Here is a 23,290-nt window from a genome sequence, read left to right on the forward strand (position 1 = left end):
CCAAGCTGGCCCCGAACGAAGTGAACAGGTTTTGACCCCCTGCCAGGCAGGGCCGCGTTTGAATACACCGAAGGAGTGCGTATGCAGGAAGCAGATTCTTTGAAGCCCGGGTTGATGGTGATTCACGGCAACCGCCTCGATGACCTTCGCGAATTGGCGGTGAGCTGGATGAAGCGCTACCCGCTGGCGCCGCTGGAAAACGAAGTGGTTCTGGTGCACAGCAACGGCATCGCCCAGTGGCTGAAACTTGCGCTCGCCGAAGACCCGCACAACGGCGGCTGCGGCATTGCTGCAGCGCTGGATGTGCAGTTGCCGGCGCGCTTTCTTTGGCAGGTGTATCGCGGGGTGCTTGGGGCGCAGACCACGCCGCAGTCCTCGCCGCTGGACAAGGCCGCGCTGAGCTGGCGGCTGATGCGCCTGTTGCCCAACTTGCTCAATAACCCGGCTTTCGCAAGCCTGCAGCGCTTTCTGGAAAAGGACGATGAACAGCGCAAGATGCACCAACTGTGCGAGCGACTGGCGGACTTGTTTGACCAATACCAGGTATACCGCGCCGATTGGCTGGAAGATTGGGCTGCCGGGCACGATCAACTGCGACACATCAAGGGCACTGCGCAGCCCTTGGATGCGCCGAACCTATGGCAGGCGCAGCTATGGCGCGAGGTGCTGGCCGATGTTGGCGAGGGCGCGCTTGAACAAAGCCGCGCTGGGGTTCACAAACGCTTCGTCGCTCGCCTGCGCAGCGCTGACCTGGCGCCGAAAGGGCTGCCACGCAGGGTGGTGGTGTTCGGCATTTCCTCGATGCCTGCGCAGGTGCTCGAAGCCCTGAAAGAGCTTTCCCGCTACAGCCAGGTGCTGCTGTGCGTGCACAATCCTTGCCGGCACCACTGGGGCGATATCGTCGCCGACAAAGATTTGCTGGCGCACCACTACCGTCGCCAACCTGCCCGAGATGTTGCCGCAGTTGCGAACGAGCACGGCCAACCCTTACTCGCCGCCTGGGGCAAACAGGGGCGAGACTACATCAACCTGCTCGACTACCACGATGAGCCCGGCAGTTATCGTCACCTGCTCGACGGCCTCAACGGCGGGCGTATCGACCTGTTTACCGAGCCAGATACGGCAACCCTGTTGGGCCAGTTGCAAAGCGACATTCTTGAACTGCGCCCACTGCCGGAAACCCGCGAAGCCTGGGGGCCTGTAGATGTTACTGACGACCGTTCGCTGCGTTTTCACGTGGTGCACAGCATGCAGCGTGAAGTGGAAGTGCTGCACGACCAACTGCTCGCCCGCTTCAGCGCCGATAAGCAGTTGAGCCCACGGGATGTGATCGTGATGGTACCGGACATCAACGCCTACACCCCTCACATCGAGGCGGTGTTCGGCCAGGTGCCAAGAAACGACCCGCGCTACCTGCCGTTTACCGTAGCCGACCAAGGCCAGCGCGGCCGCCAGCCGCTGCTGATCGCCCTGGAACACCTGCTCAAGCTGCCCCACAGCCGCTTCGCTGCCAGCGACATTCTCGACCTGCTGGACGTACCGGCCTTGCGCGCACGTTTCGCGATCAACGAAGCCGACGTACCCGTCCTGCAGCGCTGGATCGACGGTGCCGGTGTGCGTTGGGGGCTTGATGCCGAGCAGCGCGAAAGCCTGGGCATGCCGGCGGGCCTCGAGCAGAACACCTGGCGCTTTGGCATGCGGCGCATGTTGCTGGGCTACGCCGCTGGGCGAGCGCCTCAGCTCAACGGCATCGAACCCTACGACGAAGTGTCGGGGCTGGAGGCTGCCCTGGCCGGGCCGCTGCTGACCTTGCTCGACCACTTGGAAGTCGCCCTTCAGGAGCTCCAGCAGCTAGCCACGCCGGTGCAATGGGCAGAGCGCCTGCAAGCCTTGTTGAAAGTGTTCTTCCGCCCGGTGAGCGACGGCGAAGAGTTGTTGCTCAACCAATTGCTCAAGCTGCTCGAAGGTTGGTTGCGCACCTGCGAGGTGGCGCAGTTCGCGCAGCCATTGCCGCTGAGTGTGGTGCACGAGGCCTGGCTCAGCGGTGTCGAGGATGGCGGCCTGTCGCAGCGTTTCCTGGCCGGCGCGGTGAATTTCTGCACGCTGATGCCGATGCGGGCGATTCCGTTCAAGGTGGTGTGCCTGTTGGGCATGAACGATGGCGACTACCCACGCCAGCAATCGCCGGTCGATTTCGACCTGATGCGCAACGACTACCGCCCTGGCGACCGGTCACGACGTGAAGATGACCGCTACCTGTTGCTGGAGGCCTTGCTGTCGGCCCGCAAGCAGCTGTATGTGAGCTGGGTGGGCCGCAACATCCGCGACAATAGTGAGCGCGTGCCCTCGGTGCTGATCGGCCAGTTGCGCGACCATGTGGCCAGCGGCTGGCGCTTAGCCAACGGCCAGCCGCTGCTGCCAGCGCTGACCCAGGAGCACCCGCTGCAACCCTTCAGCGTCGCGTACTTCGCCAACGAGCCGGGGCCTGATGGCTTGTTCACCTACTCCAGCGAGTGGCGCGAGGTCCATGACGAACACACCTCGCAGCCAGCGGACGATCGTTTGCCAGCGCTGGTGCAGGACACGCCGTTGAGCCTTCGGCAACTTTCTGAGTTTGTGCGCGACCCGGTGGGCGCCTTTTTCAGCCAGCGGTTGAAGGTCAACTTCGACGATGATGAGTTGGTCAACCGCGATGACGAAGCCTTCCAACTCGATGGCCTGGAAAACTGGCAGCATCAGGACAGGCTCACCCAGGCGCTCAAGCGCTGGGTCGAGGAGGCTTACGACCCCGAACAGGCCGTGATCGAACTGGACCTGCAAGTAAAACGCCTGCAACGCGAGGGCGCCTTGCCGCTGGGGGGCTTCGGCACCTTGAGTGCCTCGGAACTGGTGGAGCCGATGCCGGGCCTGCTAGCGCGGTACCACGCCCAACTGCAAGCCTGGCCTGAGCTTGAAGAGGGCCAGAGCGCCGCCGCCATTGACGCCACCGACGACCTTCCCGCCCTCAAGGACTGGCTGGGTGGTATTCGCCGCAACGCGTTGCGTGAGCGAGCGTACTTGCAACTGGACAGCAAGAAGCTGTGTAGCGACGACAGCCTGCGGTGGCAACACCTGGTGCGGCCTTGGTTGCGCCACCTTGCGTTGCAGTTGAACGGGCCTGCCTGCAAGACAATTTTGGTGGGCTTGAATGGCGATGTGGAGTTCCGGCCAGTGCCTGAGCAACAGGCTCGGGAGCAATTGCAAGCGCTGCTCCAGGCCTGGGTGGCGGGCATGCAAGAGCCACTGCCAGTGGCCTGCGAAAGTGCCTTCGCCTGGTTGGCCGCGGGTGGGGAAAGCAACGAAAACAGGGGTTCGGCCTACGACAAAGCGCGCGACGTTTACGACGGCGGCTACATGAACAAGGGTGAAGTGGAACGCTCGTTTGCCCAGCGGCGTGCCTACCCCGACTTCGACCAACTGTGCGCGAGCGGCAAGTTCGCGGCCTGGGCCAAGCACTTGTATGGCGGCTTGTACGCCCACTTCACCTCGACCGACGCAGGGAGCGACCAATGACAGCGGTTAACCTCAACCCCCTCGATTTTCCCCTGCATGGCAGCCGCTTGATCGAGGCAAGTGCCGGTACCGGTAAAACCTTTACCATCGCCTTGCTGTATGTGCGGCTGGTACTGGGCCATGGCGGCCAGTATGCGTTCAAGGAAGCGCTGACACCGCCGAAAATTCTGGTGGTGACCTTCACCGACGCCGCCACCCAAGAGCTGCGCGACCGCATCCGCGCACGCTTGAACGAGGCTGCCCAGTGCTTCCAGGTACCTGATGAGTGCCACGACCCGCTGCTGGTGAAGCTGCGTGACGAGTACTCCGCCGACCAGTGGCCGGCCTGTGCCCGCCGACTGCAGTTGGCCAGCGAATGGATGGACGAAGCGGCGGTTTCGACCATTCATGGCTGGTGCTACCGAATGTTGCGCGAGCATGCCTTCGACAGCGGCAGCTTGTTTACCCAGACACTGGAAACCGACCAGCGCGAGCTGCTCGATGAGGTGGTCAGGGACTACTGGCGTCGGCAGTTCTATGGCTTGCCGCCCGAGGTTGCCAAGGTGGTGACGGATAGCTTCAAAAGCCCGACCGAGCTACGCGAAGCGCTGACGCCGCTTCTGTCACGTACCGATGCCGAGTTTCAGCAGGCGGGGGCGCCGATCACGGCGCCCGCACAACTGGCTGCATTGCTTCAGGGGCCTGCCAACTGGACTGTGAAATGCGCTGAGCTTGAAGCGAAGGCAAGGGGCGCCTGGGCCCAGCGCGTCGCGGAGGTGGAGAAGTTGCTGCTTGAAGCTTGTAGTGTGCTGAATGGTAGGTCCTACCCCACCAAAAGCCCCGAAGCCTTTAGGCAAATGCTTGATGATATCGCTGCCTGGAGCCTGGGGGGCGAAGCCAGTAGTCACGTTCGCAAATGCGGACAGACCCGCTTCAAGCTGAACAGAGGCGGTTCCATCGGCCCGGATTCTGCGTTCCAGGCTATCGATGCCTGGGTCGACCATGAGGAGTCGAAGCAGGACATCCGCGCGCAGTTGCTGCTGCATGCACTACGTGAAGTGCAGGGGGCATTCGAGGAAGAAAAGCTGCGCCGGGCGCAGATCGGCTTCGACGATTTGCTCAACCGCCTCGGCCGTGCACTGCAAGGCTCTTCCGGCCAGCGTCTGGCGCAGGCCATTCGCCAGCAGTACCCGGTGGCCCTGATCGACGAGTTCCAAGACACCGACCCGGTTCAGTACGGCATCTTCGAAAGCATCTACCGCATTAGCGACAACCTGGACGACTGCGGCCTGTTCATGATTGGCGACCCGAAACAGGCGATCTATTCCTTCCGTGGCGCCGACATTTACACCTACCTCAAGGCGCGTAAGGCCACCGAGAACCGGCATTACACCCTGGGCACCAACTACCGCTCCACGCAAGCGATGGTTGAGGCCGTCAACCGCTGTTTCAGATTCGCCGAAGGCCGCCCCCGTGCAGCTTTCCGCTTCGCCAAGGACGGGCAGAACCCGGTTCCGTTCAGCGGCGTCGACGCCAAAGGCCGCAGCGATACGTTGGAGATCGAGGGTGAAAAGCAGAAGGCCCTGACCTTCTGGCACTTGCAAACCAATGGCGTCATCAACAACGCCACGTACCTGCGTGAGGCCGCCGAGGTATGCGCCTCAGCGATTCAGACCTGGCTCGATCGCAGCACATCCAAACTCTCGGGCCTGCGCAACCGTAATGGCCATCTCACTAGACTCAAACCTGCCGATATCGCCATTCTGGTACGCAGTCGCAAGGAAGCCGAAGCCATTCGCAAGGCCCTTGTACGTCGCAAACTGGCCAGCGTTTATCTGTCTGACCGCGACTCTGTGTTCGAAAGCGAAGAAGCCACCGACCTGTTGTACATCCTGCGGGCCTGTGCCCAGCCCACTAGCGACCGCTTGCTGCGTGCGGCATTGGCCACCCGCAGCGTGGGTATTTCCTGGCAGGGCCTGGAGCAACTGAACCTGAACGAGCTGTGCTGGGAAGAGCATGTGCAGTGGTTCCGCGACTTCCGCGTGCTGTGGCAGCAACAAGGTGTGCTGCCCATGCTGCGCAGGCTGCTTGCTACCTTCAAGGTGCCGGCCCGTTTGCTCGTTGAGGAACAGGGCGAGCGCCGCCTGACCAACCTGCTGCACCTGGCCGAATGGCTGCAGCGCAGTGCCGCCGAACTCGATGGCGAGCACGCGCTGATTCGCCACCTGGCCGAGCAGATCGAGGCACAGAGCGAGGAAGAAATTCTGCGCCTGGAAAGCGACTCGGACCTGATCAAGGTGGTGACCGTGCACAAGTCCAAGGGCCTGGAGTACCCCTTGGTGATGTTGCCGTTCGCGTGCAGCGCCAGGGCGGTGGATGGCCGCAGCAAGGTGCCGCCGATGTTCCATGAACAACAGGATGAGCAATACAGCCTGGTACTTGAACTGGGCAAGGGCGACCCGGCGAAGCCTGCGCAGAAACGCGCCGACGATGAACGCATGGGCGAGGAAATGCGCCTGCTGTATGTCGCCCTGACCCGTGCCCGCTACGCCGCCTGGATCTGCGTGGCGCCCCAAGGTTTCAAGACAGGGGGCTCGTCGATTGACCTACACAAGTCGGGCTTGGGCTACTTGCTGGCAGGCGAGGACACGGTTGCGCCTGAGCGGCTGGCTGAAGTAGTGGAAGCCGTTGCGAAGGGCAGCGACTACATCGCGGTGTGCAAGGCACCTGCGCAAACCCAGGGTGTCCATGTGGCGCCAGCGCGCCCGTCGGTAAGCGAGGCTTTGCGCCCGTTGCACTCGCTGGCGGCGAACTGGTGGATCGCCAGCTACTCCGCCTTGACCATCGCCGACGCCCGAGCCCGGATGGGCGCCGAGTCGCCGGTTGCGCTAGAGCCTGCCACTGCACTGGAAGCCAACCTGCAAGAGCAGGACGACGAGCAGAACACGCCTGGCGGCGTTGGTATTCACGCCTTCCCTCGAGGCGCTGGGCCGGGCACCTTCCTGCACGGGTTGTTCGAGTGGGCCGGCGAAGAGGGCTTCGGCAACGCGGCCAGCGACGAACAAGCCCTGCACGACGCCGTGGCGCGGCGCTGCAACCTGCGTGGCTGGGAACGCTGGATCGACCCGCTGTCGGCCTGGCTGAGCCACTACCTGAAGGCGCCACTGCGCTTCAACGGCACCCAGTGCACGCTCGCAGCGTTGAGCACCTATCAGGTCGAGATGGAGTTCTGGTTCTCCAGCCGTAACGTGAACGTCGAGCGTCTCGATGCCCTGGTGCGCCAACACACCCTGGGTGGCGCGCTGCGACCGATGCTGGCGCCCAACCAATTGAACGGCATGTTCAAAGGTTTCATTGACCTGACCTTCGAGCACGAAGGCCGTTACTACGTGGCGGACTACAAGTCTAACTGGCTGGGCAGCACCGACAGCGCCTATGCCGCCGAGGCCATGGCCGAGATCATGCTGGACAAACGCTACGACCTGCAGCTGTGCCTGTACCTGCTGGCCCTGCATCGCCAGCTCAAGCTGCGCCTGCCTGGCTACGACTACGAACAGCACATGGGCGGGGCGCTGTACCTGTTCATTCGTGGGCACCAGGCGCCCACCCATGGCCTGCACTTCGAGCGCCCACCGCGGCAACTGATCGCGCAGCTTGACCAACTCTTCATGGGGCAACACGCGGAGGCCAGCGCATGAGCCAGACCCTCAAGCAACTGAGCAGCAGTCAGGGTGATACCGAGCAGGTGGCTGTATTCGTAGGCGCGGCCAGCAACAGCGAGCTCTTGCAGCAACTCGATACCTGGGTTGCGCGTGGGTGGCTGCGTGCGCTGGATCGTGCGTTGGCGAAGTTCATCCTCGAACAAGACCCTCAAGCCCAGGCAAGCGTGCTGCTGGCCGCCGCGATGACCAGCCACCAACTGGGTCGTGGCCACGCCTGCCTGGACCTGGCCGCCACGCTGGCAGCCCCGGATTTCGTACTGTCGTTGCCACCTGAAGGCGAGGAGGGCAGCACACTGCCGTCGCAATGGCTGCAAGGTCTGGATGCTACGCAGTGGCGCCAGGCGCTGGCCGCCAGCACCCTAGTCGAGGACCGCGATGCCTGCCAGGACGCTCCCGAGCGGCCCTTGGTGCTGGCGGGGCAGCGCCTGTACTTGCGCCGTTACTGGAACTACGAGTGCAGCATCGCCCAAGCCTTGAGCGCTCGCTTGAGCGTGGCGCCCGTCACCCCGGATAACCTCGCCAGTCGCCTCGACGAGCTGTTCCCCACTCGCTCCGAAGCCGAGCGCGCGCAAGGTAGCAACTGGCAGAAAATTGCCTGCGCGCTGGCGGCCCGGGGCAACTTCAGCATCATCACCGGCGGGCCAGGTACAGGCAAGACCACCTCTGTGGTGCGCCTGCTGGGCCTGTTGCAAACCCCGGCGGTCGAGAGCGGCAAGCCGCTGCGTATTCGCCTGGCGGCGCCGACCGGCAAGGCGGCGGCGCGGTTGTCCGAATCCATTGGCAAGGAAGTTCGGGCGTTGCCGGTGAGTGACGCGGTACGCGCCGAGATACCGACGGATGTGGCAACCTTGCACCGCTTGCTGGGCAGCCGACCGAACTCGCGCAACTTCGTTCACCAGCGCGACAAACCGCTGGAGTTGGATGTGCTGGTGGTCGATGAAGCCTCGATGATCGACTTGGAAATGATGGCCTGCGTGTTGGATGCCTTGCCCCAGGTGGCGCGCTTGATTCTGTTGGGCGACAAGGATCAGTTGGCGTCGGTGGAGGCCGGTTCGGTGATGGGCGACCTGTGCCGCGAGGCTGAAAAGGGCGACTACAACGCGCAAACCGCCCAGTGGCTGAATACCCATAGCGGTGAGGCGCTGCTCGACCCTGAGTTGCAGATGGCCGAAGGCGCTGGCGCCCCGTTGGCGCAGCAGACCGTGATGTTGCGCCGCTCGTGGCGCTTCGACCCGCAGAAGGGTATCGGGCGCCTGGCCAAGCTGATCAACAAAAAGCAGGCTGGCGAAGCACGACGAGTGCTCGAACAGCCATCGGAGCAGCTTTTCAACCTGCTGGTGCGTGGAGAACAGGATGCCGCGCTTACCGACCTGGCCATCGATGGTAACCGCAATGCGCCCGGCTACCGGCATTACCTGGAGCAACTGCGCGACCTGCGCCCCGCACCTGACACGGCGTGGGACAGCGAGCGATGGGCGGAATGGGCGGGCAAGGTGTTGTTTGCATTCGACCAGTTCCGTCTGCTCTGCGCATTGCGCCGGGGGCCTTGGGGCGTCGAGGGGTTGAACCAGCGTGTGGCCACCCAGTTGCGTCGGTGTGGTTTGCTGGACAGCGACCACGGCTGGTACGAAGGGCGACCGGTATTGGTTACGCGCAATGACTACAGCTTGAACCTGATGAACGGCGACATCGGCATCGTGCTATGTGTGCCGGGGCCAGAAGGTGCGCAGGCCCTGCGCGTGGCGTTCCCACGCAACGACGGCAGTGGCGGCGTGCGTTTTGTGATGCCGAGCCGGTTGGTGGAGGTGGAAACGGTGTTCGCCATGACGGTGCATAAGTCCCAGGGCTCGGAGTTCACCCATACCGCGCTGGTGTTGCCCGATGCGCTGAACCCGGTGTTGACCAAGGAGCTGCTGTACACCGCCATCACTCGCGCGAGGAAGTGGTTCAGCCTGGCCGAGACTCACCCAGAGGTGTTCGAAGGCGCGGTGGGCCGCAATGTGCAGCGCACCAGTGGCTTGGCGTTGCAACTGCACGAGGCTCTGGCTCAACGCACCTGAGTGGGCGAGTTCAGGCATTTGCAGCCGGGCCACTGGGCCGTGACCTTTGCCATGTCAGAGCTCACGGCCTGGACTGTAATGGTGAAGTTGGCCTGCGGGCCGGCGCTGGCGCTCATTCTTTGCATGAAGGCTCGGTAGGTTTTCATGGATGTACTCCTTTGAAGGGGCCGCAGGTGGATGCTGCTCACTTCAGTATGTGTCGTTTTGGGTGTGCGACATCGTTTGTCGTGGATGGCCTTCAGGGTGCAGTGAGCCTTGGATATGGAGCCTGTAAATGCCGATAAGACCCAGACCTTTCACCGTTGTCTGTGGCCGTTGTGGCTGGAACAAGACCGTTGCGCCACTCAGCGATGCGCTGGGGCCTGGGAATTGGTTTGAGCGTTGTGCCAAGTGTGGCCATCAGCCCCTGCAGATGCGTGCTGCCGGAGTGTTCGATGCCCTGTTGGCAGAGTGGCGTTCGCGGTTGCCCAGGTAGGCCAGTGGCGTGTGGCACTGGCTGTGTCCGCGAACCAGGGCGCCGCCCTGGCCATCCACCCCGGTGCCGAATCAGCGGGCGCCTTGCCTGCCGAACATGGGTTTGTTCATTGCCCACAGTCCATCCTCGATAGCCTGCAAAACAGCGCCATTGACGGCCGTGTCAAAGCGCCACACCTCAATGCTCAACTCACCCTCCACAGGCGGCAGCCAATGCGACAGTTGCATGGCATAGGTACCGCTGTTGCCAAAACCCAGGTGCTGCTGAATACGCGAGTACAAGCTCGAAGAACTCCCGACATACAGCAATGCCGACGCTTCATTCACCCGGCAATAAGCGCGGTTATTCTTCTTCGCCGCCTTCGCTTCGAAAAACGCTTTATGCAGCGGCTCAGACACCTCTTGAGCCACCGAAAACCGGTAGATATAACGCCCCTTGGCGGTACACAACGTTTTCAGGCTTCCCTGCAGCGCCGCACGGTTGTCCGCACGTATCGCATCAAACGGAATACTCAGCTGATGCGACGCTTCAACTACAGTGCGCTGCACACCCTCGGCCAGGTCGTACAGCTGGGTCGCGATATTCTTCAGGGTCGATTCATTCAGCATGTCGTGTTCACACCACTAGTGAGTCAGGTTCATAAGCGGCCGCTGCACGGCGCAACGCATCACCCAACTGCTGACGCAAGGCCGCAGGCTCCTGCACCACGAAGGCATCGCCCAGCGACAACACCCACCAGCGCAACTGCCAGGTATCGTTCACCGTCGCACTCAGCTGAAAGCCTTGTCCATGCGGCACCAGTTGCATGTCTTCACTCAGTGGCGTTTCACGAATCAAGCGCGCCTGGAACTCGCTGACCCAGGCCTTAAGCTGGATCTTCTCGGGCGTGCCAAATTGCAAGGCATCCGTGGCCAGGTAGTGCTGCAGGTCGAACGATTCCAGCCCCTGGCAGGGCGAGCCCAATGCCTTCACCGCCTGGAAGCGGTGTACCGCGAATTGGCGGATGTCTGTGTATGGCTCGGCGGTGGCAATGAGGTAGGTGATTAGCCCGCGCTGCACGATGGCCAGCGGGTTGAGGGTAAGGTCGCTACGCTTGTCGTTGTGCGCCGAGTGGTACCGGCACTGCACCTGCTGCTCGCTGATGAGCGCGTCCTGAAGGGCCTCGAGAATCTCGGCCTGTATTTGCGGGGCTAGCAGGTTGAAGTCGGGTCGCACGCTGGCGACCTTGTCGGGCCAGCGTGCGGCCGGGTTGCCCTCGCCCAGGCCCTTAAGCTTCTGCCGAGCATGTTCGAAACGCGGCTCCAGCACGCTCAGCATGCTGCCGGGAAGTAGTGGCCGCACGGCATCCTCGACCAGCGCCAGACTTACCGCCTCGGTCAGGGTGATGCCCTGAAGCTCAACGCTCACCCCAGGCTTCCAATACCAACCGAAGGGTGTGCCGCCATCGTTGCATTGCAATGGGAACGTCAGGGACAAGTCGTGTAGGTCGCGCTCGACCGTACGCCGGCTGATGACGTAGCCCGCACCAGTCAGGCGCGTCAACAGTTCGCTAATGGTGATGCCGGGGGAGCGCTTGGGCAGATGGCGCAGTAGCTCCCATTGGCGGCTTAGTGCGTTGTGGGTCTTGGCAGAAGGCAAGAGAAACATCCTTGTAAAGTTGGCGGTGTGGCTCTTGGCTATTACGGCAATTAGTCTGCCTATCGGCGACAAACCTGCAAGCTTTAGTTCGCTCACTGCTGGAAACCCCGTGATGGACGTCCTGGAGCGCTGAAGGCGCCAGGTTGGGCTGGTCGGTGGTCATAATGTGTCGCAGTGCAGGAGTGTTTTTTGGGGCCGGGTACGACACAAATTGACGTGCCCGCTGGACATGCTTCAAGCACTCCTCAAGGCAAAAGAGAGAAGCAACCATGTTGAAGAATGCGTTGGCGGCTGTTGGCCTGGCGGTGCTGGTGAAGGCGGGGTACTGCGCGTATTGCAGGTACAAGGAGATGGAACGGGAGAATACGTTCTGGCGTAAGGCGGCGGAGCAGGGGGAATGAGGGGTTGGAATTTTGAAAGGGTAGAAGGGCAGGCAGGCTCGCGACTTTGGTCGAGGTGGAAATTGTCTTTTGATTTTCGTAGCCTCGATAGCATTTTGAAATCAAAATGCCAATTTTGAGCTTTCTGCTGGAAGATGGCTCAGGCAGGGACGTTGCTCTGCCTCTAATGCCCTACCTCTTCGAAGCATGGATGCCTCCCAATGATGTTCCCGAGCCTATTTTCCGCAGGTTTCCCCCATGCACGATAACGCTTCCGGCGCTAACGCGGCGCCACCTCGCGTGTTGGACCCCGCTCGTAACGACCCAAGCTTCACCATCAGGCCTACACGCTTCACCCTGAGTAATGACCTGGTGCTGTCGGCCAAGACACGTCTGCAACTGGACGAGTGCCTGGCGCGCCTGCGTTTTCATCGCACCATTTACCAGGACTGGGGTTTCGCTGCGGTCGATCCCATGGGCATGACCGCCATCCTTAACTTCTACGGCCCACCGGGCACAGGCAAGACATTGTGCGCCGAGGCGCTGGCCGGCCAGCTGGGTCTGCCATTCATGGCTCTGGGCATTGCCGAGCTGGAAAGCAAGTTCATGGGCGAAACGGCGCGCAATATTCAGGCCGCCTTCGCCCAGGCGAGAGAGACTGGTGCGCTGCTGTTCTTCGATGAGGCCGATACGCTGCTCGGCAAGCGCTTGTCGTCGGTGACTCAAGGAGTAGACAACGAGGTCAACGCCATGCGCTCGACCTTGCTGATTGAGCTTGAGCGCTACGAGGGCATCGTGGTGTTTGCCACTAACTTCGCGGGCAACTACGACGAAGCGTTTCGCAGCCGTATCGGCTACCACATCGAGTTCAGCCTTCCGGATCTGGCCGCCCGCGAGCAACTGTGGTCGCGTTTTTTGGTGGAGCAGATCCCGCTGGACTCGCCCCGTGAGCTGCTGCTGACGGAAGCGGCCTTGCAATCGGAAGGGCTGTCGGGGCGCGAAATACGTACCTGCATGCGCCTGGCGTTGCCCAAGGCACTGCTTGCCGCGGAACAACAGGGCAGCCCGGCCACCTTGCAACTGAGCCACATTCAACTAGCTATCGACGAAGTGCAGACCGCCCAGCGGCAGGTCGCCACCCACGCCAACCACGCCATCAAGGATGCCAAGCGGGCCAAAGCCATGCTGGGTATCGACTGACGCCATCAAGAGGACTGATTCATGGGCTTTTTATCGGACTGCTGGAGCGCTATCAAAAGCGTGGGTTCAACCGTTGTAGAGAAAGCGCGCTCCACGTACGAAACCGTGCGCGAAAAAGCCAGGGATGCCTTGGACTGGATGGCTACCAAGGCCGAATCGTTCGTGGGGCAGGTCAGCGAGGTGTGGAGCAAGGTCAAGCCATTCATCGCCAATGTGGTCCGGCCCGCGCTCAAGGTGGCCGCGCAGTGGGCCACCGTTGCACTGCCGACCTTTCCCTGGGTGGCCACGGCCATTCGCGCGTTCGACAAGGCGCTGGAAGCTCTGCTGAACTGGGAAAAGAGCGAGTTGGCCAAGAAGGTCAAGGCTGCTGTCGAGTGGGCTATCGCCAAGGCCAAGACGCTACGCGACATCGTGCTGAACGATGCAGAGATGGAGCAGGCGGCCACTCACGAGGAAGTGCTGCGCGAAGCCCGTGAAGATGTGCGCGGCGACGCCCGCCGGGCCCTCGATCTGGCCACTCTGATTACCCAGTATGCGCAGTTGAGCACGCGCATCCAGCAAGTGCTGGAGAACAACCGCATTGCCGATTTCGACCACTACCTGCGTCTGCGTGCCTCGCAGAAGCTGCTCAAGGAAACCGAACAGCGGCTGATTCGCGCCCAGGACCTGGAAGCCCTGAACCGCGACGACCTGTTCCTGGTTGAAGTGGCCTCCGAGCTGCTCAAGGCCAAACCGCAAATCAGTGACGTCCAGGCGGTGCGCCTGGATGAGGTGATTGCGGTTCGCTTCGGCAAGAAGCTGATTCCGTTTGTGTTCGAAGAGCTGATCATGGCCTGGGGTTGCAACCTCGAGCAGCAGGAGAAGGACTGGAAAACCCTCAGCGAAGCGGTGGCCAAGCTTCAGGTGCAGGAGCGTCAGCTGAAAATCAGCATGAACCTCGGTGAGCCTTCTGCCGAAGACAAGGCCGCCCTGGCCGACATTCAGGCTCGCTTGCCAGGCCTGAAGGCGAAGATGGACGAGCTGCGCAAACGCAACCAGGAAATGCGCAACTACGTGTTCGCCGCCGAGGGTTTCCTGCAGGTACTGGAAAAGGGGCCGGAAGACTTCGCCGACGACGCGTATCTGCTTGCGGACAGCCAGCAGGTGGGCATGGTCATCATTGATTGTGCGCAACACGGCAAAATGTGGGAGGAGCTCACCGAAGACGAGCAGAGCCTGATCATCGACTTTGCCAACATCTTCGAAGAAGCCAGCCGTGAACGTGCTGCCCGCCTGGTTGAGGTGTCTGCGTGAGTCTTCAAGAGATCCTGACGTTCCTGCTGCCTTCTGCCGACCCGCTGCAGCTGTTGTTCGCCGGGCTGATCGGCGTGCTTTCGCTGCTGACCGTGGTGGCGTTGAAGCGCGGCGCACGCGAGCAGACCTGGGCTAGCCGATGGAAGGGAGGCGGCCAGGACGACCTGGACGTTGAGCACGGCTCACTGCATGAAATCAGTGCTGCGGTGGCCAGCCCTGGCGAGCGGATGGCCGAATACATGCCTGGGATCCTGTTGATCCTCGGTTTACTAGGCACCTTTCTGGGCCTTGGCATCGCCCTGAACAAGGCATCGACCATTCTGGTGGACGCCAATGCCGGTGGCGGCATGGACGATGCCATGAAGAATCTCATGGGCATGATGGAAGGCCTGGGCACCAAGTTCAAAACCTCGACCTGGGGCATTCTGGCGTTCCTGTTGCTCAAGCTTTATGCCGCACGCAATGGCTACGAGGAACGCCGCCTGCGTTGGTGTGCCAAGCAGATGAAGCAGGCCTTCGACAGCAGCCGTCAGCAGCGGCAGGAGGAGCGTCAGCAGGCGCAGATGACGCTGCTCGACACCTTGGCCCGCCTCGACCAGAACATGGCTGCCCAAAACGAGAGCCAGCGCCAGTTGCTGGACTTGCAGAGCCGCCAGTTCAAGCACCACACCACCGCGACCCAGCAGGCGCTGACCAACAACCGCTCCAGCATCGACGCGTTGCTGGAACCGTTGAAGGTGTCGCTGCAGGATCAACAAGCGGGTAACCAGACCCTGCAAACATTGTTGCAAGTGCAGCAAACCGGTAACCAGACATTGCAGGCTCTGTTGCAGGAGCAGCAGGCCAGCATCCAGTCGCTGCTCAAGGGCCAGCAGGTGGGCAGCCAGCAGTTGCAAAAGCTGCAAGAGTTGCAGGCGAGCGCAAACCAGGTAGGGCAAGCCCTGCTGCAAGAAGCCCAGGCCGGCAGCAAGGTTCGACAAGACTTGTTGCAAATCCAGCAAGCCAGCGGCAAGACCTTGGCCACTGCGATGCCATTGCTGAAAGCCTTGAACGGCACTAACGAACAAGTGCTGATAGCGCTGGGCGGCATCGATACTCAGTTGCAGCAGCATGGCGAGCAGAGCCAGGCGCAGCTCGAAGACGCTCGTGCTACGCGCCAGGCCATGGAGCATTTAATCGACAGCAACTCACGCAACCTGGCGTCAATTTCTGGCGCTGCCGAGCAGATGGCCAGCGCAGCGAGCACCATCGGTGAGTCTGCAGGTGACCTGCAGCAAGCCATTGCCGACTTCAAGGAAGGTGTCGCCGGTGTGCTAGGGCATCTGAAGCAGGACTTGGGCGAGACCATTGGGCTGATGGGTAGCAGCTTTACCAGCAGCATGGAGCAAATGTCTGCCAGCTTGTCTGACGCCACGCAAGGTATCGCCATTGCGGTGAACAACCTGTCTCAGAGCGTCGGCGAGATCATGGATGATATGAAGTCTTCCAATGAGCGCTCGCTGAAGATGCAGGCCACGGCGCTTAGCACGTTCGAGAGTTCCAGCTACACCTTGCAGGAAAAAGTGCAAGGCATGACGCACCTGGTGGAAGTACTGCAAGAGCGGATCACTTCGGGGCTCAAGGCGGTTTCCGAAAGTGGCCGGCGCATGGTCGCTCTTGATGGCCGTTACGACGAGGTGACGAAACAGGCCGAGCTGGCAGCCAATGAAATCAGGGCGCTGGTAGAGCGGCTCAATGCCATGCAGCAGAGCAGCCCACTGCAACCGGCGGTGGATGCACTGGCGGCGCGGGTGGATCTGATCGGCCTTAACATTCAAGGTATCCAGCAGCACTTGGAGGCACTGGGCAACCTTGCCGAGCGTAGCCAGCAACACAGTACCGGCACCGAGATCACCCAGTCGTTACGTCAGATCATCGAGCAGCTTCATGTTCTCGACCGCCCGCAGCCGGTGGTGTTGCAGCAAGAAACGGTTGAGTGAAGGTAACAGGCGATGAAAGACAAACCGAATGAATGGGTGTCCATTGCCGACCTCATGGCTGGGGTAATGGCGGTGGTGATGCTGCTGTTGGTGATGGCGGTGCTGCAGAAGAGCTATTCGGACATCAAGCACCAGCAGGAGCAGGCTCAGAGCAGTGCCAGCCAGCGGCAGAAGGTGGAGCAGTTGCTGGGTGCATTGCGCGACTCGCTGAATAGCACTGAAGGCGCCAGCCTGGTGGCGCTAGATCTGGGCGCGCAGAAACTGACGCTGCGAGATGGCGTTTTTGGCCGTGGCAGTGCCTGTATTACTGAGCAGTCCCGGGAAGCCTTCAATAGCATCGAAGTGGCGGTGACGAAGTTCCTGGGGCAGTTCCAGGGCGCGCAGGTTTACATTGAGGGCCATACCGACAACTTGCCGGTGTTGCGCCCGGTCACCAACTTCGAGGCAAATTGCACGGTCTACGACGACAACTTCACGCTCTCGGCCGCGCGCGCGCGCGAGGCGCGCAAGTTGATTATCGGCAACCTTGATGCTGCCACGGCAAGGCGAGTGGTGGTGGCGGGTTATGGAGATTCACAGCCCATCCCCGGTATTGCACCAGAGGATGCTCAACAACGGCGTATCGAAGTACGCTGGATCACACCGGAGCAGGCCAAGCCATAAGCGCTCTCCAGCAACAACGCCATCTTTGCAGGGGCACGTAAACCCGCCCCTGCAAACATGGCACGGCGTTAGAGTTTTGAGCTGAAGTGCACGGCTTTTACCCTTCGATACGGGTGAACTCAGCTTCGATCAGTTCCCCGCTTTGGCGCCATTGCTGGAACTGTTCACGCAGCGTGTTCTGGCTCTGGATAGCATGACGCACGTCTTCGGCATTGCTTCGCAATGAGGCATAGTCTGGGAAGAATTGGGCCTCGAAGCCTGGGGCGTCGATGAGGGCCAGCAGTTCTTCACGCTGATCGTTGAAGTTGTCCTCCATCTCGACGAGCGCCAGGCGGAACTGATCTTCACGCTTCTTGCGCTCGTAGCTGTCCCAGGCCTCCAGTGCCAAGCCCGCCACCGAAAGGATACCATTGAGGTTCTTGGCCAGATTCACCGCACCCCACGGCTTGAACTTGAGGGTCTTGCCCAGATCCACACCGAACGTCTTGGCTGCGCTGACGATGCCATCACGGGCTGCCAGGATGCTGCCGTTGTTGATGAACTTGCCCTTGACCACGTAGTTCAAGCCCTGCTTGCCCAGGTCGATGACGGTGCTATTGAAGTGGTCTATCTCCGAGTCGAAGCTAAGGCGCATGCGGGAAAGCTCCTGGCTGACACCGTTGAGCTGGCGATCAAATTCGTTCTTCAGGCGAGTGTTGACCATAACGCCGTCGCGACCTATTTCATGCTCGAAGAATTCCTGGAAGGTTTCCTGGGTCAGGCCCTTGGTACGCAGGATCAACCCGGCAAAGTAACGTGCAACAAACTCGCGCAGGCCGGTGCGTACTTCACTTATTTGGCCTTCAGCGCCACTGAGTTGGCGAGTGAGGGCGCGGTTGACTCCACTCAGACGCTCCACTTCATCACCCAGGCGCTGATCGTTCTCCACCGCTACTGGCAATTCCTTGTGCAGCACGTCGAGGATGACGCTCTTACGCGCCAGCTCGACGATTTTCGCAGGCCCGCCACTGGACTGGATTTTCCAGGAAGTGGCCTGTTGCAGGCTGTCGATATGCGACAGTGCCTTGAATTTGGTCAGGCGTTCGAGCCAATAGTCGGTGCCCATGTCGAACGGGTTGGCGGCGACAGCAACAATACTCAAGGCTGCTACTTCCGCGTCGGTGGCCGCGATGCTCTCGCGCAGACGGGCTTCAACATTGTTGCGTTTTACCTGTAGATGCTGGGTATAGCTGTCTTCATCTTCAACATCGGCCACTTCGTCGAAGCGGCTGAGCACGAACACCGTGCGCGGCAGGAGGTCCAGGGTACGGAACAGCCAGTTCAGGTCGTCCTTGTGGCTGTCCTTGATCGGGTTGGTGGAGTTCATCACGTACAGCACCAAGTGCGCTTCGCTGACGTACTTGCGGGTGATGTCCTTGTACTTCTCCATGGCATCGATGTCGGCGTTGTACTGTTCTTTGAAACCGAACAGCCCGGGGGTGTCGATAAGCACAAAGTTGTTGTCTACGTCGTAGACCTTCACTTCGTTGGACGACTCCTGCTGACTGATGTTCATGCTGGCCTTGTCCAGGCGCTCCATCCACGCGGCGGCGATGGACGTCTTGCCTTCAGAGAAGCCACCGATAAGGGCGATCTTGAGCTTTTCGGTGGCCAGGTTCTGGCTGGCGTGTTCGAGTTTGCTCAGCAGGCTGGGGTCGATATTGACGCCCAGCGCGGCACCTTGTTGGAGAAACGCCTGCAGCTTGCCCAGCAGTGCCAGCGCCTGGTTGTTCTGCTTTTGAAAGCTTTCAAGGGTCGAATTCATGTTGCAGTTCCTTATGCGTTGAGGTCGCTGGCAAGGTCGGTCAGGCCACGGTGTGCGGCTCCAAGCTTGCGCTGGATATGCGTGGCCTGGCGGGCGGGTTGATGCAGGACGCTGTCAATGTGCTCGATCTTTTCTTCCAGCGGCGGCAATGCTTGCTTGAGGGTCTTCTGGAAGCCTTCGCGGATGGCCTCGCAGGCTTGATCGAGGTTCTTGTCGGTGGCCTTGCGTTGTTGGCCTTTCTTGTAGTCGTCGTCAAAGAAGCCCCACACCGACTTGAGCACCCCAATAAGTAGCGTGGTCACGCCAATGCTCATCAACACCCAGCCTACCGGGTTCCAGAACAACGCCACGCCACCGGCCAGGCTGGCGAGCAGACCCACTACGTTGATGCCGTTGTCGATGTTCACATTCAGGTTGAAGTCACTGGCCAGGCGGGTCTTGCCGATTTGCGAGTAACCGTCGAGCAAGTCTTTGGCATGAGCTTCAAAGCGCTGCACGATATCGCTGACCTGGTTTTGGAACCGCACGACTTGCTCGTCGAGCTGCGCAGGCAGTTTTTCTTGCAGGGCGGCTTGCTCACTCTCGAATACCTGTTCGAGCGCGGATTTGAATTCATCGTTGCTGATGTTGCTTTCAATGCGTTCGTACACGCGGTTGCGCACGTTCTCTTCGAATTGGCCGATAGCCTTCTCGCCCTCGTTGGCGAGTCGGCTGTTGAGCGATTTGAAGGCTATCTGCAATTGCTCGCAAGCGCTCTCGGCTTCTTCTTTGAGCTTCTTGGCCAGTGGTGCGAACTGTTTGTGCTGGATGACCGCGATTTCCTCACACACGTGGGTCACGGCCAACTGCACTTTGTTCATGTTTGAACGGCGTATTTTGGCCTTCACGTCCGTCACCAAGTCATGGGTGAGGTGCCGGTAGAACTGCTTGATGCCGGACTTCGTGAGTAGCTCGTCCGCCGGCATGGCATCGAGGAACTTCTTGCGGCTGGTCGCCGCGGTGGAGCGCGGCACTAGGCATTCGGCAGCGGCGTAGAACGCCGGCAGCGCGCACAGGGTCATGCTGCGGCGGTAGTGGCCCTTGAGCTGGCCGGCCATGACCTGGTCGAGGTTGTCCAGGCTGGTTTGCTCATCGGCACTTACCAGGTTTGGTTTGTCGAGGGCGATGGGGTTGGTGATGCGCTTGTTGTATAGCGTCCACACTTCCGTCTGCGCATCCAGTTGCGCCTTGATTTTCTCCAGCGTGCCGGGCCGCCCGGCGTCGCCTGTCTGCGGCGGCGCTGCTTTGGAGGTGACGTAGAACACCGCATGGGCACGTTTTACCGCCTTGTTGATCTGCTCGCTGACCTTGCTTTCATCTCCCTCGATACCAGGCACATCGAGCAGTTGGAACTGCTGCCCAGCGCTTTCGAAGGTGTAGGCCTGGGTTTCACGGGTAAAGTCGGCGCGGCCATCGCCGATGATGCGGCCGTCTTCGACGGAGGCCAGTTGCTGCAGGCTTTCGAGAGCGGTGGCATGGCGCTGGTTCTGCTCGCCGAGTTGCCCTTGAAGTTGCTCGCATTGCTGACGCAGCGTGGTCAATTCGGTGTCACGCTGCACGGGCAATACCGACGCGCCGGCCTGCAGCTGCACCAGCGCGATTTCCTCAGGAAGCTTACGCAGCAGGTTGAGGATGCGCTGGAACAGGTTTGCGTTGCGTTTCTGTTCTTCGATACGTGTGCGCAGGGCCTCCTCCTGCAACTGTTGCTCGACCTGGCGTTGGTCGTGGCGGGTGTTGGCAGCAAGCACCTCTGCCTCGGCCTGGGCCAGGCGCGAGGTCAACGAGGCGATTTCCCCTTCCAGCGCCTGCAGCGCTGCTTCGCTCAGGCCCGATTGCTGTTGCAGGGCAAGGAAGTGCTGGCGCTGGGCCTGCTTAGTGCTTTCCTTGAGCAGGATGCGCAAGGTTTCGATCAAGGTCGACTTACCTGCGTTGGTTTCGCCGTAGAAAGCCACGGTGAAGGTCTTGTGCTCGGCGTTTTCCTTGAGCTCGAGGATGGCTTTGGTCAGCGCCTGCTCGATCTCATTGAGCTTGTTTTGGGCATCCGCCTGGGCAGAGGCCAGGCTGGCGTCGTCAGTGCTGCGGCTCAGGGCGCTGAGCAGCGCGCCGACATGTTCGATGAGTTTGAGGTAGAGACCTTCGGGGAGGTCTTCGGCTGCAGTCATGGTGTCTTCCTGTCTGACTTTGGTTGCGTTTGGTGCGGTGGGTGATCAGCGGTGTCTGAACCCACGCTCGCTCCCCCAGTGAACCCGCGCAAAAAACACCACAGCCACGGCGGGTACCAAAGCCGAGTATCCGGGTTTTAGCGCGGTCATGAAATTAGTCATCCAGCGGCCGGCTATATGCTTGCCCAGTAACTCGGGCAACGCCGACAGCATATTCCAGCTTGCCAACTGCGTGATGTTGAGCGTCCCGTCGGTGACTGTCAGCGCTTGGGAGGTTTGCACCTCTGGAGCAGAGGCTGACGCCTTGACGTATGAGGCCAGGGTCAAGCGCTCAGCCAGCGCGTCGACATGGCTGAAATAGGTGTCCGCAGGCATGGCCCTCACTGCGATAATGGGTGAACTGCTGAAGGCATGGCCTTCCGGGAACGCGTTGTCGAACACTTGCCGAACCAACAACGCTTCTAACTCCACGACGGCGCTGCAACGTTGTCGCTCTTTGCCCAGGTCGAAGTGCTCCACCAGCATGTCCAGCAGCGCAGGGTAGGCAATGCCCCGGCCTCGAACCAAATTCACCATGCAGTGGCCACCCAGGTACTGCATTTCGCGGATGAAGGAGTGCAGCGGCTGTTGCTCGTCGATGCTGGTCCAACTGCTGGTTTTGAGGTGTTTGATGCCTTGGGCCAGTACCTCTTGCGGGACGCCCTGGAGCAGGCCATACAGCAGGACGTCGTTGAGCACCGGGTCTTGTAACTGGGGCTGGCCGAGTTGTTGGCCGTTGAAGCCGGCAAACTGCGTGCGCATGAGTACGTCGTGCAGGTTGGGCCAATAATCCAGATGGCCAAATTTGATCATTTCAACGTTACGGAACGGCTCAACTTCATGCCGCCCCAGGCACTTTTCATCGGCATTGAGCAGCAACACACTGTCCGACTTGGAGTAAGCGTTAATTACACGTTTCGCGGTTTTCTTCAACGCCCGCGCTTCATTTTCCGATACTTCCACCGCCGCAGCCATCAGCAGTACGTCATTGATGATCAGGTCGCACGTATCGCGGTTTTGCGCCAGTTTGCGCAGCGCGCTGATCACCACTCGTCCGCCCAAAGAGTGGCCGACAAGGTTTACGTGGGTGACGTAGGGGTAGTGCTCCAGCAGGTAGTCCCCCAGTTCATCGAGCAGGGCTTGGCCAACGAGATTCGCGCGTTTGCGGGACATCGCGAAATGCACGGCCCTGTCCCCGGCAAATGCCACCAGCGTTGCTGCCGGGTGCAGGCGCGAAGCGCCGTAGATGACATTGCGCGAAAGCTTGCCGATTGAGCCGAAGTGGCTGGATTCCCAGAACGCCAGCAGGTTGATGTCGGTGTTCAGGGCCTGCGGAATCTGGCTGGTCAGCAGGGCCCGGTCGGTGAAGTTGTGGCCCGCGGAGTAACCGTGGATAAACACGTTGGCAGTAGTGGTTGCGCTGTTGAAGGACTGGGTGGTGAAACTGAAGTGCTGGGGTTTCAAGGGCGAGAGCTCCGTGCGAAGGCGCGATCCATAGCGGCTTAGCATGTCAGGCTGGGTGGCAAACTGCCAGCCTAAGCTCTCGTGTACATTGCAGCGGGGATTGTCCTGCTCAGTGGGTACGGAAATAGGTCATGGGCCGTTTTTCTTTGAGATTCGCAGCGTTTGAGTGGTGCATTGGTATACCTTGCAGCGAAGATTGGGCTTGAAAATATGAGCCGGGGAAAGTTGAATCGACTGATTAATATATTGATTAATAGGCTTAATTTCGGTTTGCATTTTAGCCTGGAATACCAACTGGAATACTGAGAAACCTATTCCTAGCCTGCCAACAAACAACAGTGACGACTGTAAGTCGACCTGCGCCCAAATCGCGGTCGACCTGGTCGAAGCGTCCACCTGCTTCGATTGACCTGCGCGAGCTCCTGATCCGACCGTCGGCCCGGCCCGGCCCGGCTCGACACCGACGCGGCGCATCGAATTGAAGGCATAGCCCGCCATCAGCCTGCACTGCACTTGCCTGAGGTTTTTCACCACGATCAGATGCACCTAGAGGGCTGCTCTCAAGCTAAGCGGGTAGATGGGAAATCGCTTCGCTTCAGGATGCCGAATATTGGGTTGAGCTTTCAGCTTTACGACAGTTACGGCTCAAGCTAAGGTGCTGGCATAAGGACATTATCTCCCACCATTTGTCCACGGAAGGTTCTAGGGTGCACGTGGTGCGCCCGTCCATTCCGAGTTTGTGGCACCCCGAAGTGCGCGCTTGGCAAGGTGCTGTCATTGATCCAACTGGATTGGTCTTTGACGCATCAGTGTCCGTAATGCGGTCATGCTGAACATCAAG

15 protein-coding genes are annotated in these 23,290 nt (G+C 60.5%); 8 read left to right on the forward strand and 7 right to left on the reverse strand.

Annotated elements, in window-relative coordinates; all coding sequences use genetic code 11:
- Window positions 1-81: 81 nt before the first annotated feature.
- From recC to recD, 3 genes are read left to right on the forward strand one after another with little or no spacing between them, the layout of a single operon-like run.
- Window positions 82-3,552, forward strand: a complete 3,471-nt coding sequence (gene recC / locus KSS93_RS06655) for an exodeoxyribonuclease V subunit gamma (protein WP_217887634.1) — start codon at window positions 82-84, stop codon at window positions 3,550-3,552.
- Window positions 3,549-7,229 (forward strand): exodeoxyribonuclease V subunit beta, encoded by a 3,681-nt coding sequence (recB, locus tag KSS93_RS06660; protein ID WP_217887635.1) that lies wholly within the window; start codon window positions 3,549-3,551, stop codon window positions 7,227-7,229. Before recC ends, recB begins: the two co-directional genes overlap by 4 nt.
- Entirely contained in the window at window positions 7,226-9,313 is a 2,088-nt protein-coding gene (gene recD, locus KSS93_RS06665) for an exodeoxyribonuclease V subunit alpha (protein WP_217887636.1), read from the forward strand. The genes recB and recD overlap by 4 nt, the downstream gene beginning before the upstream one ends.
- On the opposite strand, the gene KSS93_RS06670 is transcribed toward recD, so the two are convergent.
- From KSS93_RS06670 to KSS93_RS06680, 3 genes are all read right to left on the reverse strand, one after another.
- Window positions 9,301-9,459: a hypothetical protein gene (locus tag KSS93_RS06670; protein ID WP_217887637.1), complete on the reverse strand. Its 159-nt coding sequence runs from the start codon at window positions 9,457-9,459 to the stop codon at window positions 9,301-9,303. The two genes, recD and KSS93_RS06670, sit on opposite strands and share 13 nt — an antisense overlap.
- 400 nt (window positions 9,460-9,859) lie before the next feature.
- Window positions 9,860-10,396: a GIY-YIG nuclease family protein gene (locus KSS93_RS06675; RefSeq protein ID WP_217887638.1), complete on the reverse strand. Its 537-nt coding sequence runs from the start codon at window positions 10,394-10,396 to the stop codon at window positions 9,860-9,862.
- 7 nt (window positions 10,397-10,403) lie between these two features.
- Window positions 10,404-11,426 carry a helix-turn-helix transcriptional regulator gene (locus KSS93_RS06680; RefSeq protein WP_217887639.1) on the reverse strand — a complete coding sequence of 341 codons (1,023 nt, stop codon included), beginning with the start codon at window positions 11,424-11,426 and terminating at the stop codon, window positions 10,404-10,406.
- A gap of 269 nt (window positions 11,427-11,695) precedes the next feature.
- On the opposite strand from KSS93_RS06680, the gene KSS93_RS26640 reads away from it, so the two are divergent.
- The 5 genes from KSS93_RS26640 (at window position 11,696) to KSS93_RS06700 (ending at window position 16,941) form a co-directional block, all read left to right on the forward strand.
- Window positions 11,696-11,827 (forward strand): hypothetical protein, encoded by a 132-nt coding sequence (locus KSS93_RS26640; protein ID WP_263975043.1) that lies wholly within the window; start codon window positions 11,696-11,698, stop codon window positions 11,825-11,827.
- A 237-nt stretch (window positions 11,828-12,064) separates the two neighbouring features.
- Complete coding sequence (locus KSS93_RS06685; RefSeq protein WP_217887640.1) at window positions 12,065-13,006, forward strand: ATP-binding protein; 942 nt, start codon at window positions 12,065-12,067, stop codon at window positions 13,004-13,006.
- A 60-nt stretch (window positions 13,007-13,066) separates the two neighbouring features.
- Window positions 13,067-14,299 carry a hypothetical protein gene (locus tag KSS93_RS06690; RefSeq protein ID WP_217887641.1) on the forward strand — a complete coding sequence of 411 codons (1,233 nt, stop codon included), beginning with the start codon at window positions 13,067-13,069 and terminating at the stop codon, window positions 14,297-14,299.
- Window positions 14,296-16,278, forward strand: a complete 1,983-nt coding sequence (locus KSS93_RS06695; RefSeq protein ID WP_217887642.1) for a coiled-coil domain-containing protein — start codon at window positions 14,296-14,298, stop codon at window positions 16,276-16,278. Before KSS93_RS06690 ends, KSS93_RS06695 begins: the two co-directional genes overlap by 4 nt.
- A 12-nt stretch (window positions 16,279-16,290) precedes the next feature.
- Entirely contained in the window at window positions 16,291-16,941 is a 651-nt protein-coding gene (locus KSS93_RS06700) for an OmpA/MotB family protein (RefSeq protein ID WP_217887643.1), read from the forward strand.
- 97 nt (window positions 16,942-17,038) lie between these two features.
- Here the strand turns inward: KSS93_RS06700 and KSS93_RS06705 are convergent, their stop codons facing one another.
- From KSS93_RS06705 to KSS93_RS06720, 4 genes are all read right to left on the reverse strand, one after another.
- On the reverse strand, window positions 17,039-18,745 hold the full coding sequence (locus KSS93_RS06705; RefSeq protein WP_217887644.1) for a LeoA/HP0731 family dynamin-like GTPase: 1,707 nt from the start codon (window positions 18,743-18,745) through the stop codon (window positions 17,039-17,041).
- 11 nt (window positions 18,746-18,756) lie between these two features.
- The gene (locus tag KSS93_RS06710) at window positions 18,757-20,946 is read right to left on the reverse strand and encodes a hypothetical protein (RefSeq protein ID WP_217887645.1); all 2,190 of its coding nucleotides are present in this window, start codon (window positions 20,944-20,946) and stop codon (window positions 18,757-18,759) included.
- Window positions 20,947-20,991: 45 nt separating this feature from the next.
- Complete coding sequence (locus tag KSS93_RS06715; RefSeq protein WP_217887646.1) at window positions 20,992-22,449, reverse strand: DUF726 domain-containing protein; 1,458 nt, start codon at window positions 22,447-22,449, stop codon at window positions 20,992-20,994.
- Between the two features lie 129 nt (window positions 22,450-22,578).
- Entirely contained in the window at window positions 22,579-22,995 is a 417-nt protein-coding gene (locus KSS93_RS06720) for a hypothetical protein (protein ID WP_217887647.1), read from the reverse strand.
- Between the last annotated feature and the right edge of the window lie 295 nt (window positions 22,996-23,290).

The organism is Pseudomonas xanthosomatis (genome assembly GCF_019139835.1).
GTDB classification, from domain to species: domain Bacteria; phylum Pseudomonadota; class Gammaproteobacteria; order Pseudomonadales; family Pseudomonadaceae; genus Aquipseudomonas; species Aquipseudomonas fakonensis.